The 22,328-nt window shown below is 65.4% G+C and carries 25 protein-coding genes; 14 read left to right on the top strand and 11 right to left on the bottom strand.

Going from position 1 to position 22,328, the window contains the following annotated elements; genetic code table 11:
- Positions 1–37: 37 nt before the first annotated feature.
- From AB3N21_RS13340 to AB3N21_RS13305, 8 genes are all read right to left on the bottom strand, one after another.
- On the bottom strand, positions 38–310 hold the full coding sequence (locus AB3N21_RS13340) for a hypothetical protein (protein ID WP_367935677.1): 273 nt from the start codon (positions 308–310) through the stop codon (positions 38–40).
- On the bottom strand, positions 307–912 hold the full coding sequence (gene plsY, locus AB3N21_RS13335) for a glycerol-3-phosphate 1-O-acyltransferase PlsY (RefSeq protein WP_367935676.1): 606 nt from the start codon (positions 910–912) through the stop codon (positions 307–309). The genes AB3N21_RS13340 and plsY overlap by 4 nt, the downstream gene beginning before the upstream one ends.
- A complete protein-coding gene (gene pyrC / locus AB3N21_RS13330; RefSeq protein WP_367935675.1) occupies positions 912–2,198 on the bottom strand; it encodes a dihydroorotase in 1,287 nt (428 codons plus the stop codon). The genes plsY and pyrC overlap by 1 nt, the downstream gene beginning before the upstream one ends.
- Positions 2,195–2,656: a hypothetical protein gene (locus AB3N21_RS13325; RefSeq protein WP_367935674.1), complete on the bottom strand. Its 462-nt coding sequence runs from the start codon at positions 2,654–2,656 to the stop codon at positions 2,195–2,197. The genes pyrC and AB3N21_RS13325 overlap by 4 nt, the downstream gene beginning before the upstream one ends.
- The gene (locus AB3N21_RS13320; protein ID WP_367935673.1) at positions 2,653–3,039 is read right to left on the bottom strand and encodes a hypothetical protein; all 387 of its coding nucleotides are present in this window, start codon (positions 3,037–3,039) and stop codon (positions 2,653–2,655) included. Before AB3N21_RS13320 ends, AB3N21_RS13325 begins: the two co-directional genes overlap by 4 nt.
- Positions 3,024–3,548: a hypothetical protein gene (locus tag AB3N21_RS13315; RefSeq protein WP_367935672.1), complete on the bottom strand. Its 525-nt coding sequence runs from the start codon at positions 3,546–3,548 to the stop codon at positions 3,024–3,026. Before AB3N21_RS13315 ends, AB3N21_RS13320 begins: the two co-directional genes overlap by 16 nt.
- Positions 3,545–4,480: an aspartate carbamoyltransferase catalytic subunit gene (locus tag AB3N21_RS13310; protein ID WP_367935671.1), complete on the bottom strand. Its 936-nt coding sequence runs from the start codon at positions 4,478–4,480 to the stop codon at positions 3,545–3,547. The genes AB3N21_RS13315 and AB3N21_RS13310 overlap by 4 nt, the downstream gene beginning before the upstream one ends.
- Positions 4,481–4,547: 67 nt before the next feature.
- A complete protein-coding gene (locus AB3N21_RS13305; RefSeq protein ID WP_367935670.1) occupies positions 4,548–5,144 on the bottom strand; it encodes a scavenger receptor class F, member 2 in 597 nt (198 codons plus the stop codon).
- A gap of 81 nt (positions 5,145–5,225) precedes the next feature.
- On the opposite strand from AB3N21_RS13305, the gene AB3N21_RS13300 reads away from it, so the two are divergent.
- The 6 genes from AB3N21_RS13300 to AB3N21_RS13275 all read left to right on the top strand — a co-directional run bounded on the left by AB3N21_RS13300 (position 5,226) and on the right by AB3N21_RS13275 (position 12,722).
- Positions 5,226–5,990 carry a uracil-DNA glycosylase family protein gene (locus tag AB3N21_RS13300; RefSeq protein WP_367935669.1) on the top strand — a complete coding sequence of 255 codons (765 nt, stop codon included), beginning with the start codon at positions 5,226–5,228 and terminating at the stop codon, positions 5,988–5,990.
- Positions 5,990–6,589 carry a metallophosphoesterase gene (locus AB3N21_RS13295; protein ID WP_367935668.1) on the top strand — a complete coding sequence of 200 codons (600 nt, stop codon included), beginning with the start codon at positions 5,990–5,992 and terminating at the stop codon, positions 6,587–6,589. Before AB3N21_RS13300 ends, AB3N21_RS13295 begins: the two co-directional genes overlap by 1 nt.
- A complete protein-coding gene (locus tag AB3N21_RS13290; RefSeq protein WP_367935667.1) occupies positions 6,586–7,206 on the top strand; it encodes a LysE family translocator in 621 nt (206 codons plus the stop codon). Before AB3N21_RS13295 ends, AB3N21_RS13290 begins: the two co-directional genes overlap by 4 nt.
- Positions 7,207–7,212: 6 nt before the next feature.
- Positions 7,213–7,755 carry a molybdenum cofactor biosynthesis protein B gene (moaB, locus tag AB3N21_RS13285; protein ID WP_367935666.1) on the top strand — a complete coding sequence of 181 codons (543 nt, stop codon included), beginning with the start codon at positions 7,213–7,215 and terminating at the stop codon, positions 7,753–7,755.
- Positions 7,756–7,862: 107 nt separating this feature from the next.
- A complete protein-coding gene (locus AB3N21_RS13280; protein ID WP_367935665.1) occupies positions 7,863–9,317 on the top strand; it encodes an efflux RND transporter periplasmic adaptor subunit in 1,455 nt (484 codons plus the stop codon).
- A gap of 3 nt (positions 9,318–9,320) precedes the next feature.
- On the top strand, positions 9,321–12,722 hold the full coding sequence (locus tag AB3N21_RS13275) for an efflux RND transporter permease subunit (RefSeq protein ID WP_367935664.1): 3,402 nt from the start codon (positions 9,321–9,323) through the stop codon (positions 12,720–12,722).
- Between the two features lie 105 nt (positions 12,723–12,827).
- Here the strand turns inward: AB3N21_RS13275 and AB3N21_RS13270 are convergent, their stop codons facing one another.
- Both AB3N21_RS13270 and AB3N21_RS13265 read right to left on the bottom strand, forming a co-directional pair.
- Positions 12,828–13,247 carry an NUDIX hydrolase gene (locus tag AB3N21_RS13270; RefSeq protein ID WP_367935663.1) on the bottom strand — a complete coding sequence of 140 codons (420 nt, stop codon included), beginning with the start codon at positions 13,245–13,247 and terminating at the stop codon, positions 12,828–12,830.
- A 3-nt stretch (positions 13,248–13,250) separates the two neighbouring features.
- Positions 13,251–14,063, bottom strand: coding sequence for a protein-disulfide reductase DsbD domain-containing protein (locus AB3N21_RS13265; protein WP_367935662.1), 813 nt, complete (start codon positions 14,061–14,063; stop codon positions 13,251–13,253).
- A gap of 147 nt (positions 14,064–14,210) precedes the next feature.
- Here AB3N21_RS13265 and AB3N21_RS13260 point away from each other — a divergent pair, with 147 nt between their 5' ends.
- The gene (locus AB3N21_RS13260; protein WP_367935776.1) at positions 14,211–14,765 is read left to right on the top strand and encodes a YqgE/AlgH family protein; all 555 of its coding nucleotides are present in this window, start codon (positions 14,211–14,213) and stop codon (positions 14,763–14,765) included.
- Here AB3N21_RS13260 and AB3N21_RS13255 read toward each other — a convergent pair whose 3' ends face one another.
- Complete coding sequence (locus tag AB3N21_RS13255) at positions 14,766–15,716, bottom strand: L-threonylcarbamoyladenylate synthase (RefSeq protein ID WP_367935661.1); 951 nt, start codon at positions 15,714–15,716, stop codon at positions 14,766–14,768.
- A 135-nt stretch (positions 15,717–15,851) separates the two neighbouring features.
- On the opposite strand from AB3N21_RS13255, the gene AB3N21_RS13250 reads away from it, so the two are divergent.
- From AB3N21_RS13250 to AB3N21_RS13220, 7 genes are all read left to right on the top strand, one after another.
- Entirely contained in the window at positions 15,852–17,555 is a 1,704-nt protein-coding gene (locus tag AB3N21_RS13250; protein ID WP_367935660.1) for an acyl-CoA dehydrogenase, read from the top strand.
- Positions 17,555–18,601 carry an MBL fold metallo-hydrolase gene (locus tag AB3N21_RS13245; protein WP_367935659.1) on the top strand — a complete coding sequence of 349 codons (1,047 nt, stop codon included), beginning with the start codon at positions 17,555–17,557 and terminating at the stop codon, positions 18,599–18,601. Before AB3N21_RS13250 ends, AB3N21_RS13245 begins: the two co-directional genes overlap by 1 nt.
- A gap of 3 nt (positions 18,602–18,604) precedes the next feature.
- Positions 18,605–19,054: a DUF6173 family protein gene (locus AB3N21_RS13240; protein ID WP_367935658.1), complete on the top strand. Its 450-nt coding sequence runs from the start codon at positions 18,605–18,607 to the stop codon at positions 19,052–19,054.
- A gap of 67 nt (positions 19,055–19,121) precedes the next feature.
- Positions 19,122–20,957, top strand: coding sequence for a glycerophosphodiester phosphodiesterase family protein (locus AB3N21_RS13235; RefSeq protein WP_367935657.1), 1,836 nt, complete (start codon positions 19,122–19,124; stop codon positions 20,955–20,957).
- On the top strand, positions 20,944–21,498 hold the full coding sequence (locus AB3N21_RS13230; RefSeq protein ID WP_367935656.1) for a hypothetical protein: 555 nt from the start codon (positions 20,944–20,946) through the stop codon (positions 21,496–21,498). Before AB3N21_RS13235 ends, AB3N21_RS13230 begins: the two co-directional genes overlap by 14 nt.
- Before the next feature lie 65 nt (positions 21,499–21,563).
- Positions 21,564–21,698, top strand: a complete 135-nt coding sequence (locus AB3N21_RS13225) for an aa3-type cytochrome c oxidase subunit IV (protein WP_171175714.1) — start codon at positions 21,564–21,566, stop codon at positions 21,696–21,698.
- A gap of 18 nt (positions 21,699–21,716) precedes the next feature.
- Positions 21,717–22,328, top strand: a complete 612-nt coding sequence (locus tag AB3N21_RS13220; protein WP_367935655.1) for a hypothetical protein — start codon at positions 21,717–21,719, stop codon at positions 22,326–22,328.

The following is a 22,328-nucleotide window of genomic DNA, read 5'->3' as shown; positions in this document are numbered from 1 at the left end:
AAAATTCCTGTGCGGTGATACACAGTTGGCGCCCGCGTTATTGGGTGTCGGGGGTCAGCCCGGTGGTGAAACGGATCACCTTGTCGGCGGGCATTTCACAGGGCCGCAACAAGAGTTGACCGTCCGACAGACGGTAGAGGTTGAGGCTGATGTAATCCGGCCCGCCGCGTTCATTCGCGACCAGTTTATGCGCCCGACCATTGGCCGATACGGTCCGGCTGACCACGTAGGAGCGCCCGCCGAAGCGGCCCGTGAACGTGCCCGCAGGCAGGGCAAAGAAAGCTTCCGAAAACGCGGTCGGAACCGTCAAGACTGTCCGATCTTGGGCTCGGTCCCAGCCTTGATGCGGGCGATGTTCGCGCTGTGCCGCCAATAGACCAACAACGTCAGGATCACGCCCAGCAGGAAGGCCGAGCTGTGCCCCAGAAACAGCGCCCAGATGGTTGACGAGGCGGCGGCGGCCAATGCCCCCGCCGAGGACATGCGTGAGATCACCGCGGCGGCAAGCCAGGTCAGGCAGCAGGCCACGCCCACAGGCCAGGCCAGCGCCAGCCAGAGGCCCAGAAAGGTCGCAACGCCCTTGCCGCCCTTGAAGCTCAGCCAGACCGGAAAGCAATGGCCGATAAAGGCGGTCAGGGCTGCCAGTTGCGCCGCGTCTTCTCCGGCGAGTAGCCGCGCCAGCAACACGGCTACCGCGCCTTTGCCGCCATCGAACAGCACCGTCAGCGCGGCGGCGGTCTTGTTGCCGGTGCGCAGCACGTTGGTGGCGCCGATATTGCCCGATCCGATTTCGCGCAGATTGCCCAGCCGCATGACTTTGGCCAGCACCATGCCGAAAGGGACCGAGCCCAGCCCGTAGCCGATGACGGCCCAGAGGATCAGTTGCAGCGTTGTTGAGTCGATGGGCGGCATCAGTCTCTCCGATAGACGGGCGTTCCGCCCACGTAAGTTGCCAGCACCCTACCTTGCATGCGCTGGCCGTCAAACGGGGTGTTCTGGGATTTCGATTTCAGGGTGAACCGGTCGAGCACAAAGGGCACATCCGGGTCGAACAGCACCAGATCGGCTGGCGCGCTTTCAGTCAGGCGACCACTCTCCAGCCCCAGCCGTTTGGCCGGGTTCAGCGCCATGGCGCGGAACAGGGTCGGCAGGTCCAACTGTTCAGCATGATAGAGGCGCAGGGCGGCGGGCAGCAGCGTTTCCAGCGCGACGGCGCCCGAGGCTGCCTCTTCAAATGGCAGCCGCTTGCTTTCCTCGTCCTGCGGCGTGTGCATCGAGCTGATGGTGTCGATCAGGCCCGTTCGCACCGCCTCGATCACCGCCTGCCGGTCGTCTTCAGAGCGCAGGGGCGGCTTAACCTTGAAGAAGGTGCGATAGTCGGCCACGTCCAGTTCGTTCAGCGTCAGGTGATGGATCGAGGTGCCCGCGGTGATATCCAGCCCGTTGCGCTTGGCCCGCTCCAGCGCAGGCAGGGCGCGGGCGGTGGTGATCTGGTCGGCATGGTATTTGGCGCCGGTCATTTCCAGCAGGGCGATGTCGCGGTCCAGCCCCATCCGCTCGGCCATGGGAGAGACCGAGGCCAGGCCGCGCAAGGCGGCGAACTTGCCGCTGGTCGCGGCGGCGCCGTTGCTCAGCCCCGGCTCTTGCGGATGGGCGATGACCAGCGCCCCGCAGGAGCGTGCATAGGTCAGCGCGCGTGAGAACACCTTTGTATTGGTCACCACGTGGTCGCAATCGGTGAAGGCCACGGCACCGGCGTCGAGCAAAAACCCGATCTCGGTCATCTCGCGCCCCTCGCGCCCCTTGGTCAGCGCGGCCATGGGCAGCACGTTGACCGGCGTATCCGCCTGCGCGCGGCGGGTGACGAATTCCAGCGTCTCGGGCGTGTCGATGACGGGTGCGGTATCGGGCCGGGTGACGATGGTGGTCACACCCCCGGCAGCGGCGGCCAGCCCGGCGGACTTGTAGCTTTCCTTGTGCCTCTCACCCGGCTCGCAAACCTTGACGCCGATATCGACGATGCCGGGAGCCAGGCACTTGCCGTGGCAGTCGATACGCTCGGCATCCGGTGCGTCCGGCCCCTGCGCGCCGTCGCCCCGGGCCACGATGCGCCCGTCCGACACGTTTAGCCAGCCGACGGCGTCCGTCCCGGCTTCGGGGTCGATCAGGCGGGCATTGGAGAAGAGTACAGGTGTCATGTCGAGGCCTCTCGGGCTTGGTTCAGTGCCTTCAAAGCGGCATGGGGATCGGGCAAGTTTTCAAACGAGAAGAAGGGATGCCGGTCGAATACGATCGCTCGGCGTCTGGTTCGGAAGTTCAGAAACCTGTCAATTTTCAGGGGCTTTGACTTGAGATGCTTGTTAAACTGCCAAGCGTTTTTTGAAGTAACGACATAAACCCTTTGCGCCCGGACGCACCGATCTGCCCACATTGTGAAGGCCATAAGCAGAGTTACGCAGGCGAGTTTCCAAAAGTCTCTGACGGTATCGAGTATCCACGGGCTGATCGTCCACATGATTACAAGGCCAAGAATAACAGCTTTGTAGGCCCACCCGTATCGAGGTGAAAAAAAGCCCTGATCCGGGTGGGAGGCCCAAAGCACGTTTTCCCCATCAGGAATTTGCGCGCGCCACCAATCCGCCTCGGCAACCGTCATCCCATCGCCCTTTCGATGGCGGCTTTGGTGGCGGCGGGGTCGGCCTGGTACTTGATCAGATGCTTGTCGCCGCTTCGGGTGACGATCTGGACGAAGCTGCCCATGGTGTTCACCGTTTCGATCTGGTTCAGCGGCACGCGGCGGTTTGTGGTGGTCAGCGCGTCATCCGTGATCTCCCAGACCACCGCCAGATCTTCCGAGGCCAGATACCAGCCGCGCAGGGCGACGGCGGCCAGCCCGGCGGGCGCGCCGGTCCAGACATGCGGGTTGCCGACCAGCCACAGCACCGCCATGGCTGCGGCCATACCCCCGGCGGCCAGCCAGGCGTAGCTGCGGATATAGGTTTGGCGGTCGGCGGGGAAACGGGTCACAAGGCCAGCCACAGGATGCCTCCGACGATCAGGGCCATGACTACGGCAAACAGGGTAAAGCCGATCCGCCGCGCCTCGGCCCGGGCTTGCCGAGGCGAGGCGTGGGGGGCAGAGAAGGGTTTGGCGCTTTCGGTCATCATGGGCCGGGCGGTCCAGTTCGTGCCCTCTTCGGTGAAGAAACCGGCAAGTGTCACGCGGGGATCGGGGGTCAGCTCCAGCGCCCGGTCCGCAAACGCCTTGCTGCGCAGGACCATCACCCAGCCGTCGATGGCGTCGAGCGCATCGCGGTCGAGCTGATCCTCGGAGATGCCGCAACCTTCGGTCAGGTAGTCGTGTAGGCCTAGCTCTTCCAGATCCGAGACCGGGAACACCTCGATCTGGTCCTCGTCCAAGGCATCCACGCCCAGAATCTGCGCCGCAGCCCCCGGCTCACGCAGGAACTTCGCCTCTTCGGGGCGCATGTCGAGCGTGAACAGCCGCAGCACGCCGCGTTCGTTCCTGGCGACGGTCAGCTTGCTCATGCGGCCTCGCGCAGGTTATGGGCCAGCAGTTCCATCGCGGCCATGCGCACGGCCACGCCCATCTCGACCTGTTCCTGAATGACCGAGCGGTTGATGTCGTCGGCCAGCGTGCCGTCGATCTCAACCCCCCGGTTCATCGGCCCCGGATGCATCACGATGGCATCCGGTTTCGCCAGCTTCAGCTTTTCGCCGTCCAGCCCGTAGCGGTGGTAATATTCGCGTTCCGAGGGGATGAACCCGCCATCCATCCGCTCTTTCTGAAGCCGCAGCATCATCACTACGTCCACGTCCAGCAGCCCCTCGCGCATGTCGTCATAGACTTCGGCCCCGAATTCGGCGAACTGGCCGGGAACCAGCGTCGGCGGGCCGATCAGGCGGATGCGGTTTTCCATCTTGCCCAGTAGGATCAGGTTCGACCGCGCCACGCGGGAATGGGCGATGTCGCCGCAGATCGCGATGTTCAGCCGGTGCAGGCGGCCCTTGGCGCGGCGGATGGTCAGCGCGTCCAGCAGCGCCTGCGTCGGGTGCTCGTGCCGCCCGTCGCCCGCGTTCAGCACCGCGCAATTCACCTTCTGCGCCAGCAGATCGACCGCGCCGGAATGCGGATGCCGCACCACCAGCAAGTCCGGATGCATGGCGTTCAGCGTCATCGCGGTGTCGATCAGCGTCTCGCCCTTTTTGATCGAGCTGGCCTGCATCGCCATGTTCATCACATCTGCGCCCAGCCGCTTGCCTGCCAGCTCGAAACTGGCCTGCGTGCGGGTCGAGTTTTCGAAGAACATGTTGATCTGGGTCAGCCCGGCCAGCACGTCGGCATGTTTGGCCGATTGCCGGTTCAGCTCCACGTATGTCTCGGCCAGATCCAGAATGGCGGTGATGTCATGGGGGGAAAGCTGCTCGATGCCAAGAAGATGACGATGGGCAAAACGCATGGGCGGCTCCGGTCTGACAGTCCCGCCGCTTATAGGAAGGACACGGCAGAGGGGCAATATGGCGTGATCACTCGGTTTGCTCAGGTTCGCAGCCGCCATCGTCGGTGCATTGCTCGCCCGGCCTGCACCAACGACCCTTGCCGCAATCGACCGCCTTGACGGGGACGCAGCCGCGAATGCGCGAGCATTTGAAGCCGGGCCGGCATTGCGAGCCGGTCTCGGGGCAGAGAAACCAGCCGGGCCGGGTGCAGCCGCCGCCGGGGATGCAAGTGCTGCCCGCCGGGCAAACCCGGCCCTCGCATCGGATTTCCCGGCTCGGCACGCACGTTCCCGTGGGGTCGCAGCGGTTGCCTAAAGGACAGTCGCTGTTGCTGAAACATTTGTCGGGGTCCGATCCGGGCCGCGCATTGGGGGCGATAGGGTCGCATCGCGAACCGCCCGCCACACATTTCTCGAACGGCCCGCACGAGCGTCCGCCGCCGCAATAGGTGCCGCCGGGCGGGATGCAGAACCCGTCCCAACTGCAGCGCTGGCCGAGGTTGCAGCAACTGCTGGCCCCGCATTGAAAGGTGCCGGCGCGGCATTCGGTGTGAAAATCCGCCTGCGCTGTGGGCGCGAGAAGGCCGAGGACAAGTGCAAGCAACAGGGTAAGGCGCAGCGTCATGGGCCCATGCTCGGGCGGTCTTTGGTCGCTGACAAGCCCAATTCGCTTTCCCTTATCGTCAGGCAGGATAGATTGAGACACATGGAATCGGCCTTGGACTATCACACCGCCCGGGCGCTGCTGGAATGGCAGATCGAACTGGGCGTAACCGAAGCCATCGGGGATGCTCCGGTGGACCGGTATGCATTGCCCGACACCGCGCCCAAGCCGAAAAAGCCGCAGGCCGCCGCACCCGCGCGGGAGAAATCGACAGAGGCCGATCCGGTCGAGGTGGCGCAGCAGGCTGCAAAAGGCGCCGGGTCGCTGGCGGAGCTGCGCGCGGTCATGGAGGCGTTCGATCTGTGCGACCTCAAGCGCGGCGCGCGGCAACTGGTCTTTGCCGATGGCAACCCGGAGGCCCGCGTGATGATCATCGGCGAGGCGCCGGGGCGTGACGAGGATCGGGAGGGGCGGCCCTTCGTGGGCCGGGCCGGGCAATTGCTGGACAAGATGCTGGCGGCGATCGATTTGAGCCGCGCCGACACCGTCTATATCACCAATGTCCTGCCCTGGCGCCCACCGCAGAACCGCGATCCCAAGCCCGAAGAGATCGGGATGATGAAGCCCTTCCTTGAACGCCACGTCGCCCTGGCCAAGCCGGATGTGCTGGTGCTGATGGGCAATATCAGCTGTCAGGCGGTGCTGGGCAAACGCGGCATCACACGGCTGCGTGGCAACTGGGATCAGGCGATGAATCTGCCGGTCATCCCGATGTTTCACCCCGCCTACCTGCTGCGCCAGCCGCAGATGAAGCGGCAGGCCTGGGCGGACCTGCTGGAGCTCAAGGCGAAACTGAAAGGCATCTGATGCGTATCCTGGCCTTTTCCGACCTGCACATGGCCCGCGCCCGCGCCGCCGATCTGGTGGCGGCCAGCGAGGGGGCCGATCTGGTGATCGGGGCCGGGGATTACTGCAACGGGCGCAAGGGGCTGGACGATGCAATGGCGATGCTGTCGGGCATCTCGGTGCCGCTGGTTCTGGTTCCCGGGAATGCCGAAAGCGCCGGGGAACTGTCCGAGGCCGCCCCCGATGGTGCGCATGTGCTGCATGGCCAGACCGCCACCGTGGACGGGCTGCGCCTGTTCGGACTCGGCTATGGCGTGCCGGTGACGCCGTTTGGCGCGTGGTCCTGCGACCTGTCCGAGGCCGAGGCCGCCGAAATGCTGGACCGCTGCGACGGCGCCGACATCCTGATCACCCATTCTCCGCCCAAGGGGCTGGTCGACAAGACCTCGCACGGGGCCTCAGTCGGGTCGGTCGCCGTGCGTGACGCCATCGAGCGGTTGCAGCCCGCGCTGGCCTTTTGTGGTCACATCCACGACAGCTGGGGCGCGCGCGGCATGATTGGACGGACCGAGGTGGTCAATCTGGGCCCCACCGTGAATTGGTTTGAGGTGTCTGCTTGATCGACACCCTTACCCTGCTGACTTTCCTGCCCGCGGCGCTGGCGCTGAACCTGTCGCCGGGCGCGGACATGATGTTCTGCTTCGGGCAGGGCCTGCGCTCAGGTCCCCGCGCGGCGATGGCGGCGAGTGCGGGGATTTCAACCGGCTCCATGGTGCATGTGGCGCTGGCCGGGCTGGGCCTTGGCGCTGCTGTGTCCGCGATGCCGTGGCTCTTCGACGTGATCCGCTGGGTCGGTGTGGGCTACCTGCTTTTCCTCGCCTGGACCGCCATCCGCACCGGAGCCATTCCTCCGGAAGCGCCGCAGAAACCCGCCAAACGCGCCTTTCGCGATGGGCTGCTGGTGAACCTGACCAATCCCAAGGTGATCCTGTTTGTCCTCGCTTTCATCCCGCAATTCATCGACCCCGCCGCTGGGCCGATCTTGGCGCAGTTCATGATCTTCGGCCTGATCATCGCGATGGGCGGGTTCTTCATCAACGGTGCCGTCGGTGTCTTTGCAGGCGGGGCCGGGCGGCGGCTGACCGGCAACCCGCGCGCGGCGCGCGTGCTGGGCTGGCTCAGCGGCGGCATATTCACGGCGCTGGCCCTGCGGCTGGCCATCATGGAAAGGGCCTGACATCCAATGTCGCGCATCGACGAAAGCCTCGATTTCATCCCCGTCCGTATCGCCGTTCTGACGGTCTCGGACAGCCGCTCGCTGGACGAGGATCGCTCGGGCCAGACGCTGGCCGATCGGATCGAGCGGGCGGGGCACGAGTTGGCCGACCGCAAGATCCTGCGCGACGAACGGGCCGAGATTGCTGATCAGCTGCGCGCGTGGATCGCGGACCCTGAGATTGACGTGGTGATCTCGACCGGCGGCACAGGGCTGACGGGCCGGGATGTGACGGTCGAGGCGCATCGCGACGTCTACGAAAAGGAAATCGAGGCCTTCGGCACCGTCTTCACCCTGATCTCGATGGACAAGATCGGCACCTCGGCGGTGCAGTCCCGCGCCACCGGCGGCGTGGCGGGCGGCACCTACCTGTTCGCGCTGCCCGGCAGCCCCGGTGCCTGCAAGGATGCCTGGGACGGAATTCTGGAAAAACAGCTCGATTACCGCCACCGCCCCTGCAATTTCGTGGAAATTATGCCCAGATTGGACGAACACCGGCGACGGAAGTAGACTTGTCGCGCGTTTGAACACGTGTAACCGTCTTTTGGCTTGGCATTTTTTCCTGCCCGGCTACGTGTTGGTGACGGCAGCCTGAAGCGACCGGAGCGATGTGATAGATGCGATTTTTGCGGCAGAGCCTTGTGGGCGTCTTTCTGGCCTCGCTGACGCTGGCGCTGCTGATCTATGCCGCGCAACTGGTGATGGGCGCCGTGCAGGAGTTCATGGCGCAGGACAATCGCCAACCCGAGTCGCGCGAACGGATATTCACGGTCAATGTGCAAACCGCCGAGCTGCGGACGGTCACGCCATATCTCGAGGCCTTCGGCGAAGTGCAGAGCCGCCGCCGGCTGGAACTGCGCGCGGCCATTGGCGGGCGCGTGGTGACGCTGTCGGAAGACTTCGAAGAGGGCGGCGCGGTCACGGCAGGCGAGGTGCTGGTCGAGCTTGATCCGGCGGACGCGCAATCGGCGCTTGATCGGGCCAAATCCGATCTGCTCGACGCGCAGGTCGAGGAACGGGATGCCGAACGCTCGCTGCTGCTGGCGCAGGATGAGCTGAAGGCGGCGCGGGACCAGTCCGAGCTTCGCGAACGCGCGCTCAAACGGCAGCAGGACCTGGCCGAGCGCGGGGTCGGCACCGCAGCTGCGGTCGAAGAGGCCGAACTGGCCGCCGCTTCGGCCCGGCAGGCGGAACTGGCCCGGCGCATTGCTCTGGCGCAGGCCGAGGCCCGTGTCGATCAGACCCAGACCCGCATCGCGCGCGCCGTGATCGCGCTTGAGGCCGCCGAGCGCGATCTTGAGGACATGACCGTTCGCGCCCGTTTCGACGGCACGCTCAGCGGCGTGACGCTGGTCGAAGGGCGGCTGGTTGCAGCCAACGAGAAACTGGCCGAACTGGTCGATCCGCAAACGCTCGAAGTCGCGTTCCGCGTCTCGACCGCGCAATATGTGCGGCTGCTGGACGAGGAGGGCCGCCTGATCCCCGCACCCGTCACCATCTCGCTTGAGGTGACCGGCGCCGACCTGACCGCCCGGGGCCGGATCAGCCGCGACAGCGGCTCGGCGGGCGAGGGCCAGTCGGGGCGTCTGATCTTTGCCCGGCTCGACGCTGCGCCCGGGTTCAAGCCGGGGGATTTCGTCACCGTTTCGGTCGAGGAACAGCCGCTGGCCAATGTGGCGCGCCTGCCGGCCTCGGCGCTGGATTCCTCGGGCACGGTGCTGGTGCTGGGGCCGGAGGAACGGCTGGAATCGCTGCCGGTCGAGCTGATCCGGCGGCAGGGGGACGAAGTTTTGCTGCGTGGTGACGGTCTGGCCGGGCGCGAGGTGGTGACCGGACGCACACCGCTTTTGGGCACCGGCATCCGGGTGCGCCCGCTGCGGACCGAAGAGCAGACCGCGCTCGACCCCGGCATGGTCGAACTGACCGATGAACAGCGCGCCCGACTGGTGGCCGCCGTCGAGGCCAATGAGCGGCTGTCGGACGAAACCAAGGCCGAGGTGCTCGGACAACTCGCCGAGGCCAAGGTGCCCGCCCGTCTGGTCCGGCGCATCGAAGCGCGCTCCGGGGGCTAGGCGATGATTCGCGAGATCCCCAGCGCCGCCGGTGGTCTGCTGAGCTATTTCACCCGCCACCGCACCGCCGCCAACCTGCTGCTGGTGATCCTGCTGGTTCTGGGCGCCGCTGCCATCCCGAACATGCGCGCGCAGTTCTTTCCAGACGTGATCCTTGAACGGGTCAACGTCACCGTCGATTGGGAGGGTGCGGGCCCCGAGGATGTGGACAGCGCCATCGTTCAGGTGCTTGAGCCGTCGCTGCTGGCGGTGGACGGGGTGGAAAGCTCGGAATCCACCTCGCGCGAGGGTCAGGCGCAAATCCGGCTGGAATTCGAACCCGGCTGGGACATGGCCCGCGCTGCTGACGAGGTGCGCACCGCCGTCGACAGCGTGACCAACCTGCCAGAAGAGGCCGAGGAACCCAGCATACGGCGCGGTGCCTGGCGCGACCGGGTGACCGATGTGGTGCTAACCGGCCCGATGGAGCCCGGCCAGCTTGCGCTGTTGACCGATGAACTGATCACGCGGCTGTTCAAGGTCGGGGTGACCCGCACCACCATTCGCGGCATCGCCGCGCCGCGCATCGTGGTCGAGGTGCCGACCGCGCAGTTGATCGCCAACGATATCTCCATGTCCGATATCGCCACCGCCATCGCCGCCGAGGTCGATGCCAACCCTGCGGGCGATGTGACCGGCGCCAATGCCCGTATCCGCACCGGTGTCGAGAAACGCACACCGGAAGAGATCGAGGGGATCGTCCTGCGCTCGAACGCCGATGGCTCCAAGCTGACCATTGCGGATGTGGCGCAGATCCGGGTCGAGGGCGTGACCCGCAACCGCAGCTATTACGTGGGCGACAATCCGGCCATGTCGGTCCGGATCGATCGCTCGAACCAGGGCGACGCCATCGATATCCAGCGCACGGTGGAACAGGTCGTGGCCGAGATGCAGATCAGCCTGCCCGATGGCGTGACGGCGGAGCTGATCCGCACCCGCGCGCAGGCGATCACTGACCGTCTGGATATTCTGGTCGACAATGGTCTGGTCGGGCTGGGGCTGGTGATCTGCCTGCTGTTTCTGTTCCTGAACGCGCGCATTGCCTTCTGGGTCGCTGCGGGCATCCCGGCCGCGATGTTCGCCGCGATCGCGCTGATGTATATCGCCGGGCTGTCGATCAACATGGTGTCGCTGTTCGGCCTGATCATCACGCTTGGTATCGTTGTCGATGACGCCATCGTCGTGGGCGAACACGCCGATTTCCGCGCCCGGCGAATGGGCGAGCATCCGGTGGTCGCCTCGGAACGGGCCGCCATGCGCATGGCGATGCCGGTCTTTGCCGCCACGCTGACCACCGTGATCGCGTTTTTTGGGCTGACCGCCATCGGCGGCCGGTTCGGAGAGCTGATCCGCGACATCCCCTTCACTGTGATCGCGGTGCTGCTGGCCTCGCTTGTCGAGTGTTTCCTGATCCTGCCCAACCACATGTCCCACGCCATCGCCCATTCCGCCAAGGAACATTGGTATGACCTGCCCAACCGGGTGGTGAACCGTGGTTTCCGCTGGGTGCGCGAGCATCTGTTCCGGCCGCTGATCGCCTGGGTGGTCTGGGCGCGTTACGTGGTTCTGGCGGCGGTCGTGGCGATTCTGGCCAGTCAGCTTGCCCTGTTCATCAAGGGCGACGTCAACTGGCGTTTTTTCAACGCGCCCGAACGCGGCTCGGTCACCGGCAATTTCATCATGGTCGAGGGCGCAACCCGGGCCGATTCGCTGGAGATGATGCGCGAGATGCAGCGCGCGACCGAGGAACTGGGCCGCATCTATGAGGAACGCCATGGCCGCAACCCCATCGACTATGTGCTGGCTGAAATCGGCGGCAATGCGGGCTATGGTCTGGCCGGGGCGGACACCAAGGATCCCGACTTGCTGGGCGGTATCTCGATCGAGCTGATCGACGCCGACCTGCGCCCCTATTCCAGCTTTGCCTTCGTGGGCGAGTTGCAGGATTTCGTGAACCGGCATCCGCTGGCCGAGACCGTCAGCTTCCGGGGCTGGCGTTCGGGGCCCGGGGGCGATGCGCTGGACGTGCAGTTCTTTGGCGCCGATGTCAGCACACTCAAGGGCGCGTCCGAGGACCTGCAAACGGCACTGGCGCGTTACCCGGAGGTTTCGGCGGTCGAGGACAATCTGGCCTATGACAAGGAAGAGATCATTCTGGACCTGACCGCGCAGGGACAGGCGCTGGGCTTTACCATTGAGACGCTGGGCCGCGCGCTGCGCAACCGCTTGAACGGGATCGAGGCGGCGACCTTCCCCGATGGGCCGCGCAGTGCCGAAATCCGGGTCGAGCTGCCCGAGAACGAACTGACCGCCGATTTCCTTGAGCGCACGCTGATGCGCACGCCGGATGGCGTCTATGTCCCGCTTGCCGATATCGTCTCGGTCACCCAGCGGTCGGGCTTTTCGACCGTACGGCGCGAGAACGGGCTGCGGCTGATTTCAGTGATCGGCGATATCTCCGAGGACGACCCGGCCCGCGCCACCGAGATCGCAACGGCGCTGGAAACCGAGATCCTGCCCAAGATTGCCAGCGAGCGGCAGGTGGAATGGCGCATGGCCGGCCTCAGCGAGCAGGAGGACGAGTTCCTCAGCGAGGCGCGCACCGGCCTGATCCTGTGCCTGACCGGCATTTATCTGGTGCTGGCCTGGGTCTTTGCCAGTTGGACCCGCCCGCTGGTGGTGATGGCGATTATCCCGTTTGGCCTCGTGGGCACGATCTGGGGGCATTACCTCTGGGATGTGCCGCTCAGCATGTTCACGGTCGTGGGGCTGCTGGGGATGACCGGGATCATCATCAACGACTCGATCGTGCTGGTGACGACCATTGATCAGTACCAACAGGATCGCGGGTTGATCCCATCGATCATCGAAGGGGCCGCCGACCGGCTGCGGCCGGTGATGCTGACCACGCTGACCACCGTTCTGGGGCTGGCGCCACTGCTCTATGAAAGCTCGCAACAGGCGCAGTTCCTCAAGCCGACGGTCATCACGCTGGTCTACGGTCTGGGCTTTGGCATGGCGCTGGTGCTGCTGGTGGTTCCGGCGCTGCTGGCGGTGCAGCGTGACGTCTCGCGGCCCCTGACTGCGATGCGCCGCGCGCTGCGCGGGTCCAACACCGTGGTGCGCGGCGCCGCGGCGGGGACCGGGGCGCTGATGCTGACCTGGCTCGGAGTGACGATGATCTGGCCGATGATCAATGGAACGTTGCCCGCAGTCTTAACGGCGGCTCTTCCGATGCTTGACGGGTTGCCGGTTGCGCAAGCCGGCCTTGGATTGTTCCTGATCGGCGCTCTGGCCATTCTGGTGGTGGTCTCGCTCGCCTCGGCGCTGATCTTCACCCGACTGTCTGCCAGAACCGGGGCATGACCGCTGCCACCGGGCGCGGGCAAGCCGCTTGGAAGCGGCTTAAGCGGTTTTCAAACCGCTTCAAGGCGTTTGCAAACGCCTTTCACCGCTAGTGGAGAGGTTGGATCAGATACGACTTAGCGCCGTTTCCAGCAGATCGACGACTCGCGCGCTCATTTGCAGGCTGCCGGTGCGGACATGGTCGACGGGAAACCAGCGGGCGTCCTTGGCATCGTCGCCCGGCGTTGGCGTGCCGCTGACATAAGCGCAGGCAACACCAACCAGAAGGTAATGGTGGGTCACAACTCCGGCGTCATCGCTGCGAAGCAGATCGAGATTGTCGAGATAGGCGCGCGGCTCGGCCACGATGCCGGTTTCCTCCAGCAACTCCCGACGCGCGGCCTGCATCACGGTCTCGCCCCATTCCACATGCCCGCCGGGAAACCCCCAGAGCCCCGCATCCGGTTGCTTACCGCGTTGCGCCAGCAGCACGTGACCGTCATGGATCACCACCGCGAGCGCGCCGATAAATGGGGTTCGGCTCATCGCTCAGCCCGGCGTGCAGCCCTGAATATCGACCGCGTGTCTGGCGCCCAGAACGGTGATGCGGACCTCGGACCGGTCCAGCGCAAATGCAGCACCCGAATTGCTGATCACCTCCGAGCTGGCAATCAGCGTGTTGCCCTGCCGCCGTGTCCGGGTTTCTGCGGCCCAGAGCGCGGGGTTCCCGGGCTCGATCACGGCCACTTCGGCGCCGCCCGCCGGTGGCATCGCGATACGCGCCTCGATCTGCAATCCATGCTGCGTCGGTTTCAGCCGGCAACTGGCGGATTTCACCCCCGCCTCGCGCGCCGAATAGGGCCGCTGCGCCAGTGCCGCGGCGATCGCCGGATGCCGTCCCGCACCCGAATCGAGCCTGTGGTCAAAGCTCAGATTGCCGGGTATGCAAACTTCCTTGCACACCCCAAAATCCATCTCACCCTTCAGCCGCACCGGCTGGCCGGGCTTGGCCGGAGTGATCTCGACCGGCAGCACCAGCTGATCCTCGTAGCCGATCGAGCGCAACCCGTTCTGGTCGAACACTTCCGGCGCCGGCCAGGTGATCGAGACCTCGCCCACGTTGCGCGATCCGCGCCAGTCGAAGCTCGGCGGTATCCCGGCCTCGCCCGGCGCGCGCCAGTAGGTCTTCCACCCGTCCGCCAGAGTCAGCCGGATAGCGCCCAGATACGTGCCCTTTTTCGTCACACCGCCGTCAAGAACGTCAAGCCGGACAACATCGTCGAGGCCGCCGGCATATACCGGGGCGGCAAGGGTTGCGCACAGGGCCAGAGTGGCCGGAATTTTCTCAAAAAGCGTTCGCATATGAAATACATGCGCGTCATTTCGCCAAATGCCAAGTCACGTTCGGGTCAGCATTGTAAAACCTGCGGGAAAATTCCGGTTGCTCTATTGCAAAGGCCGGGCTTGCGGGGTCATTGTCAGATGAGAAGTAATAAGAGTTGGCCGATGATGGATCTGACCGGAAAACTGCTGATCGCAATGCCAGGCATGGGGGATCCGCGGTTTGACCATACGTTGATCTACCTGTGCAGCCACGGCGAGGACGGGGCAATGGGGCTGATCGTGAACAAGCCCGCCGATCTGCGTATCAAGGCCCTGCTGACACAGCTCAACATCCCGTGCGAGGTTCCCGTGGTTGGAGAGCGTTTGGTCCGTTTCGGCGGACCGGTCGAAACCGCGCGCGGCTTTGTCCTGCACAGCGAGGATTACGAGGCCAATCTGCATTCGATGCCGGTCAAGCCCGGTTTCCGGATGACCGCGACGCTGGATATTCTGGAAGACATCGCCGCCGGGCGCGGGCCGGAGAAGTCCATGCTGATGCTGGGATATTCCGGCTGGGGGCCGGGCCAGCTCGAGGATGAGATCGGCATGAACGGATGGCTGACCACCGATGCCTCGCTGGATCTGGTGTTCGACCAGCCCGACGATGAAAAGTGGGAGGCCGCTCTGGCCACCCTTGGCGTCGATCCGCTGACCTTGTCGGCCAGCGCCGGGCACGCCTGATCAGCTGCCCCGCGGGGCTGCGGCGCGGCGCAGACGGTCGTTGATCGCGGCACCCAGCCCGTGATCGGGAATCGGGGCGACGGCAATCGGGCGCCCGGTTGCATCCAGTTCATGCAGCGCGGCAAAAAGGTTGGCAGCCGCCTCGGGCAGATGCCCCTTGGGCGACAGGTTCAGATCGCAGGCCATTTCGCCAAAGCCCAGCAGCACCTCATCCCCCTGTGGCGCGCCCGCGTTCAGGCGCACCGAAGCGTCCGGCGCGTAATGCGACAAAAGCTGCCCGGGCGCGGTCAGCGCATCGCCTTCCTGATAGTGCAGCAGTTTGTGCCCCAGCACCGCCTCGATCTCCTCGGCGGCAAGGCCACCGGGGCGCAGCAGCGCGGGCTCTCCGGCCAGCCCGATGATGGTGGATTCCAGCCCCACGCCGCAGGGGCCGTCATCGACAAGCGCGCCGATGCGGCCATCGAGCCCTGCGCGCACGTGATCCGCCGTGGTCGGGCTGATCCGGCCCGATGGGTTGGCCGAGGGCGCCGCGACCGGGCTGTCGAAGGCGCTCAGCAGCGCCTGCGCGGCCGGGTGCGCCGGAACCCGCACCGCCAGCGTCTCCAGCCCCGCCGTTACCAGCGAGGAAATCCCGTGATCGGGTTTCAGCGGCAGAACCAGCGTCAGCGGACCGGGCCAGAAGGCCGCCGCCAGCCGCTCGGCCTGCGCGCTCCATTCAACATGCCGCTGCGCCGCCTGAACCGAGGCGACATGCGCGATCAGCGGGTTGAAGCTGGGCCGCCCCTTGGCCGCATAGATCGCCGCCACCGCCTCGCCATTACGGGCATCGCCGCCCAGCCCGTAGACCGTTTCAGTCGGAAACGCGACCAGCGCGCCCGCGCGCAGCAGATCGGCGGCGCGGGCCAAACCCGCATCATCAGCGGTCAGATAAAGAGTGGCGTTGGGCTGCATTTCCGGTGACGCGGCGTTTTGGTTGCTTGTATGACTGGGATGGATAGGTAATCGTCCAAGCCCCGACAAATACCGGTGCGGGCGGCGGATTCCAAGCCCGTCCGCGCAGCCGGTCAGACAGCCCCGAGGGAAACCATGCCATATCGCGCGCCCGTCTCCGACTATGAATTCCTGTTCCGCCATGTGGTCGGCTTCGACCAGGTCGCCGCGTCCGAGCGTTTTGCCGACGCCGACGCCGATGTGGTCAGCGCCATCCTGACCGAAGCGGGCAAGATGTGCGAAGAGGTGATGGCGCCCCTGCAGCGCCCGGGCGATCTGGAACCGGCGCGGCTGGAAAACGGCATGCTGCGCACCTCGCCCGGCTATGCCGACGGCTGGAAGGCGATTGCCGAGGGCGGCTGGATCGGCATCAGCGCCGACCCCGAACATGGCGGCATGGGCCTGCCGATGACCGTCACCACCGCCGTCAACGAGATGATGAGCGCATCCTGCCTGTCGCTGCAGCTCGCCCCGCTGATGAGCCAGGGCCAGATCGAGGCGCTGGAGCATCACGCCAGCGATGCGCTGAAGGAGCTGTACCTGCCAAAGCTGATCTCGGGCGAATGGGCCGGGACCATGAATCTGACCGAGCCGCAGGCCGGGTCGGATGTGGGCGCGCTCAGTTCCAAGGCTGAACCCAACGGCGACGGCACCTATGCCGTTACCGGGCAGAAGATCTTTATCTCCTGGGGCGACAACGATTTTTGCGGCAATGTCTGCCATCTGGTACTGGCGCGTCTGCCCGACGGGGTGCCGGGCACCAAGGGGATCTCGCTGTTCCTGGTACCCAAGTTCATCCCGGATGAGGATGGCAATCCGGGCGTGGCCAACGACCTCAAGGTGGTATCGCTGGAGCACAAGATGGGCCTGCATGGCTCGCCCACCTGCGTGATGCAGTATGACGGCGCCAAGGGCTGGCTGGTCGGCGCCGAGCATGGCGGCATGGCAGCCATGTTCACCATGATGAACAATGCGCGCCTCGGTGTCGGCGGGCAGGGCGTTGGTTCGGCCGAGGGTGCCTATCAGCACGCGCTGGCCTATGCGCTGGAGCGCAAGCAGGGCAAGACGCCCTCGGGCACCATCATCGACCACGCCGATGTGCGCCGGATGCTGATGGAGATGAAGGCGGATGTCTTTGCCGCGCGCGCGATCCTGCTGGCCAACGCGGTGGCCATCGACATGGGCACCGCTACCGGCGACCCGGAATGGGCCGCGCGGGCGGCGCTGCTGACCCCGATCGCCAAGGCGTTCGGCACCGAAACTGGCATCCGCGTGGCGGACACCGGGGTGCAGGTGCATGGCGGCATGGGCTTCATCGAGGAAACCGGTGCGGCACAGTATTACCGCGATGCAAGGGTGACCGCGATCTACGAGGGCACCAACGGCATTCAGGCCATGGACCTTGTGGGTCGCAAGATGACGGACGGAGGCGAGGCCGCCGCGCGCCTGCTGGATGAGATCGAGACCCACGCCGAAAGCGCCCGCGCCAGGCTGCCCGAACTGGCCGAGCCGGTCTGGCAGGCCACCGAGACGCTGCGCGAAACCACCGAATGGCTGGTGGCGCAGGGCGACATGACCGACCGCTTCGCCGGCGCGCTGCCGTATCTGCGCGCCTTTGCCCGGGTGCTGGGCGGCCACTATCATCTGGCCGCCGCGCTGGCCGATCCGGAGGGCCCGCGCGCCAGGCTGGCCCGGTTCTACATCAACGCGCTGCTGCCCGAACATGCCGGCCAACTGGCGCAGGCGCAGAACGGTGCAGGCGATCTTTTCGCGCTCAGCGCCGATGAGCTGGCGGCCTGATGGACGGGGTGCAATCCCTCGCCATGCGGTACCCGTGGGAAGAACCTCCGGCAGCGGGAGAGGCCATCGAGGTCGCCGAGGGCGTGCTGTGGATGCGCCTGCCGCTGCCGATGAAGCTGGATCACGTCAACGTCTACGCGCTGGATGACGGTGATGGCTGGACGGTGATTGACACCGGGTTTTCCTCGAACAAGACCCGGCGGATCTGGGACCAGCTCATGACCGGTCCGCTGGCAGGCAAGCCCGTGCGTCGCGTGGTGGCGACCCATCACCACCCCGATCACATCGGCAATGCCGGTTGGTTCCAATCCGAGCATGGCGCCGAACTGGTCACCACCCGCACCGCCTGGCTGTTTGCGCGGATGCTGACGCTGGATGTACAGGAAACCTGGCCCGAAGAAACGCTGGACTATTATCGCAGCGCGGGCATGGCGGCGGAGGTTCTGGCCAAGCGGATGGCCGACCGCCCCTTCAACTTTGCCGACATTGTCTATCCGATGCCGCTGGGCTTTACCCGGATCAAACAGGGCGACGTGTTCCGCATGGGCGGGCGCGACTGGGACGTGCACATGGGCAATGGCCATGCGCCGGAACATGCCACCTTCTGGAGCCGCGACGACGATCTGGTGATCACCGGCGACCAGATCCTCAGCTCGATCAGCCCCAATATCGGCGTCTACGCGACCGAGCCGATGGCCGATCCGGTGGCCGAATGGCTGGAGGCCTGCGAGCGTCTGGCGCCGCTGGCCCGGCCCGAACATCTGACACTGGGCGGGCACAAGCTGCCGTTTACCGGCTTGCCGATCCGGATGCGGCAACTGATCGACAATCACCACGGCGCGCTGGAGCGGCTGCTGGACCATCTGGACATGCCGAAACCCGCCTCGGACTGCTTTGTGCCGCTTTTCAAGCGCAGTATAGGCGAGGGGGAATACGGCCTCGCGCTGGTCGAGGCGGTTGCGCATCTGAACCATCTCTACCACATTGGGTCCGTGACCCGGACGCGCCGCGCGGACGGGGCTTGGGTGTACCAGCGCAAAGGGTGACAGATGGACGACAAGATCGAAACATCCGCCGAAGCGGCAGAGGCGGCGGCGCTGCCGCGGTGTCATGAGGTCCATTGCGGCCCCGAGGGTGAGGCCAAACCGGCGCAAGTGCCGGAACCGCTGCAAAAACCGGTCGCGGCCAAGAGCCCGGCACAATGGGCCTATGAGCGTCTGATACTCTACATCAAGAATTTCGAGGAACAGCTCGACGGCAGCCAGGAGGTTGCCATGGGTTTCACCGGCGGCGACGCCGGGGTGCTGCGGATCGAGGGGATGGGGTTTTTCGACCCCGACATTGTCACTTTCTACGGCTCGGACGGCGGTGGGGCCAAGACCCAGCTTGTGCAGCATGTCAGCCAGCTCAACGTGATGCTGCGCGCGCTGCCGAAACCGACCGAGGACAAACCGGCCAACCGCATCGGGTTCCGGCTGGCGGCGGATCTGGAGCAGTAATAACAACCTTTGCTTGCATTTTAGGTTCCCGGCACGTTGAATACACGCGTCGTTCAGGAGCCCGCCCGTGCCGCATTTCTCAACCGTGACAAGCGCCTATGCCGGGGCCTGGGCCCGTCGGCGCGTGTTTGTGCCGCTTTATATGGCGCTGCGTCTGCTGGCGCTGGCGGTGATCGCGCCGGGGATGGCGGCGGCGGTCAATCTGGCGGTGTCGCTGTCGGATCAGGCGGCGTTGACGGATCAGGACATCGCCATGTTCATCCTGTCGCCGGTCGGGTTTCTGGCCACGCTGGCGGTGCTCAGCCTGCTCCTGGTGGCCGAAGTTCTGGGCTTTGCCGTCATGGCCGCCTACCTGCGGCTGGGCGGGGGCGATCCGTGGCGCACCGGCCGCGCCGCCGTGGCGCTGGTTCTGGGCCGCCTGCCGGACCTGTTGCGCTTTGCCGCCCGCTTCGTGCTGCGGGTCCTGCTGCTGATCGCGCCGTTTGCCGCCCTTGCCGCCCTGATCGCGTGGTGGACGCTCACCGAATACGATATCAACTACTACCTGACCTTCCGCCCGCCCGCCTTTCTGGTCGCCGTGGCGCTGATCGGCCTGCTGGCGCTGATCATGGCCTGGATGCTGATCCGGCGCCTGTCGGCCTGGGCGCTGGCACTGCATCTGGTGATCTTTGAACGCACGCCGCCGCGCGCGGCCTTCGAGGAAAGCGCCCGGCGGATGGACGGCAAGCGCGGGCGGCTCAAGATCGAGCTGGCCCTGTGGCTGGTGCTGCGTCTGGCGATTGCCGCCGTGATCGGGGCGGTGGCCGGGGTAGCTCTGGGTCTGGTGCCGTCCGGTGAAGGCGCCAGCCTGCGCCTGATCCTTGCCCTCAGCCTTGCGGTTCTGCTGCTCTGGTCGCTGGCCGATCTGGTCCTGTCGGCGATAGCGCTGGGCGCACTGGCGGTGCTGCTGGATGGGTTTTTCGAAACCAAGGCCACACCCCCGCCCGTTTCACGCAGCAGCTTGCGCCCGCGCCTGATCGGGCTGCTGGTGGTCTCGGCTGCGGCGGTTCTGACGGGCGTCTGGTTCGGCAACCGTCTGCTGGAACGGGTGCAGGCGCCGGACGACGTGGCGGTGATCGGTCACCGGGGCGCCGCGGCGGCGCGGCCCGAGAACACCATGGCCTCGGTCCTCAAGGCCATCGAGGACGGCGCCGACTGGGTTGAGATCGACGTGCAGGAAACGGCGGATGGCGTCGTCGTGGTGATGCATGACAGCGACTACATGAAACTGGCCGGTGTGGACCTGAAGATCTGGGACGCCACCATGGCCGATCTGGACGATATCGACATCGGAAGCTGGTACGACCCGGCCTTTGCCGATGAACGCACCCCGACCTTGCGCGACGTGCTGGCGGCGGCGCGCGGCAAGGCACGGGTGATCATCGAACTCAAGTATTACGGCCACGATGTCGATCTGGAAAACCGCGTGATCGAGGTTGTCGAGGCGCTGCAGATGCAGGACCAAATCGCCACCATGTCACTGAAATACCCCGCCGTGCAGAAAATGCGCAAACTGCGTCCCGACTGGCGCAGCGGCGTGCTCGCGGCCACGGCAGTCGGTGATCTGGCGCGGCTCGACGGGGATTTCATCGCGGTCAGTACCGCAACGGCGAGACCGGCGCTGATCCGCTCGGTGCATGAGGCGGGCAAGGATCTTTATGTCTGGACCGTCAACGACCCGCTGCAGATGTCCAAGATGGCCTCGATGGGGGTCGACGGGCTGATCACGGACGAACCGGCGCTGGCCAGGCAGGTGCTGGCCTACCGCGCCGATCTCGGCCCTGCCGAGCGGCTGCTGCTGTGGCTGGCCGAGGAATTTGGAATGGATTTCGACCGAGAGGCGCAACGCGATGAGAGCCCTTAGCGTCACCCTGATCCTTGTGGCCGGACCGATCATGGCACAGGACCTGGCCAAGACCATGGAACTTCCGGCGCACAACGCGCTCATGGCACTCCGCGACAAGGCCGGGCTGTCGAAGTTCGAAAGCGACGGCTGCTCTGGCGGCTTGTCCACCACCTGGCGCCTGGTGTCGGACACTTTCCCCGAATTTGCGGCGGCGCATGAGGCCAGCCCCCCGTGGGAGGAATGCTGTGTCATCCATGACCGCGCCTATCATGAGGCCGCAGGCGCCGCGACCGCCGATGAAAGCTATGACGCCCGGATCGTCGCGGACTGGGCGTTGCGGGCCTGCGTCATGGAAAAAGGCGAAGTGCGGGCCGAGGATCTGGCTGAACGCTACGAGGTCACGCCGGATCAGGTTCGCGCGGCCTACGAGACCATCGCCGGGGCGATGTATCTGGCGGTGCGCTTTGGCGGGGGGCCCTGCACCGGCCTGCCGTGGCGCTGGGGTTTCGGCTACCCGGGCTGTACTCCGTTCGACACGATGGTCCCTGCGCGCGAATGACGTGGTGACAGGGCGGCAAGAATCCATTATCCAGCGGTCAACATACGCGAATAGGAAGACACGACATGGCTGATCACAAGCACGGCGAAATGGACATCAAGGTTCAGAACGAGACGTTCAACGGCTTCGTCAAATTCACCACCTGGACGGTTGTGGTGATTTTCTTCATTCTGCTGTTCCTGGCCGTTTTCGCCTCCTGATCCGGTCGAGTGCGTCCAGTGTTCCGAGTTCTGATTGTCTGCGCGCTGGCGCTGGGTGTTGCTGGGTGCACGGATCGCGGCCCCGAGGCCGATCCCGCCACCATCGCCGCCGCAGCCTATCGCGCGCCGGGACCGGCGACGCTGACCCTCTACACCATGGTCAACAACCGCACCGGGTCGGGGGCGCATACCTCGCTGATGATCAACGCGCGCGAACGGATCGTTTTTGACCCGGCGGGATCGTTCTATGCCGATGTGGTGCCCGAGAAGGACGATGTGCTCTACGGCATCACGCCCGCGGTGGAAAAGGCCTATCGCGGCTCGCACGCGCGCTCGACCCATCATGTGATCGTGCAAAACGTCGAAGTGACGCCGCAACAGGCCGAGATCGCCTATCAGCTGGCCAAGCAGATGGGCCCGGTGCCAGGCGCATACTGCGCCAACTACACGGCCAGGCTCCTCCAGCAGGTGCCGGGATTCGAACAGATCGACGTGGTGTTCCAGCCGGTGAAACTGGCCGATCAGTTCGGCAGCCTTCCGGGTGTCGTGACCGAGAAATACTATGAAAACGACGATGCCGATCTGCAAAAGGGACTGGCCGAGAACAACGCCCGTCTCAATCAGACCTGA

This window comes from Ruegeria sp. (assembly GCF_040830605.1).
In the GTDB taxonomy this organism is placed as follows: Bacteria; Pseudomonadota; Alphaproteobacteria; order Rhodobacterales; family Rhodobacteraceae; genus Ruegeria.
The sequence above is the reverse complement of the archived record's forward strand: the minus strand, read 5'-3'. Positions and strand labels throughout refer to the sequence as shown.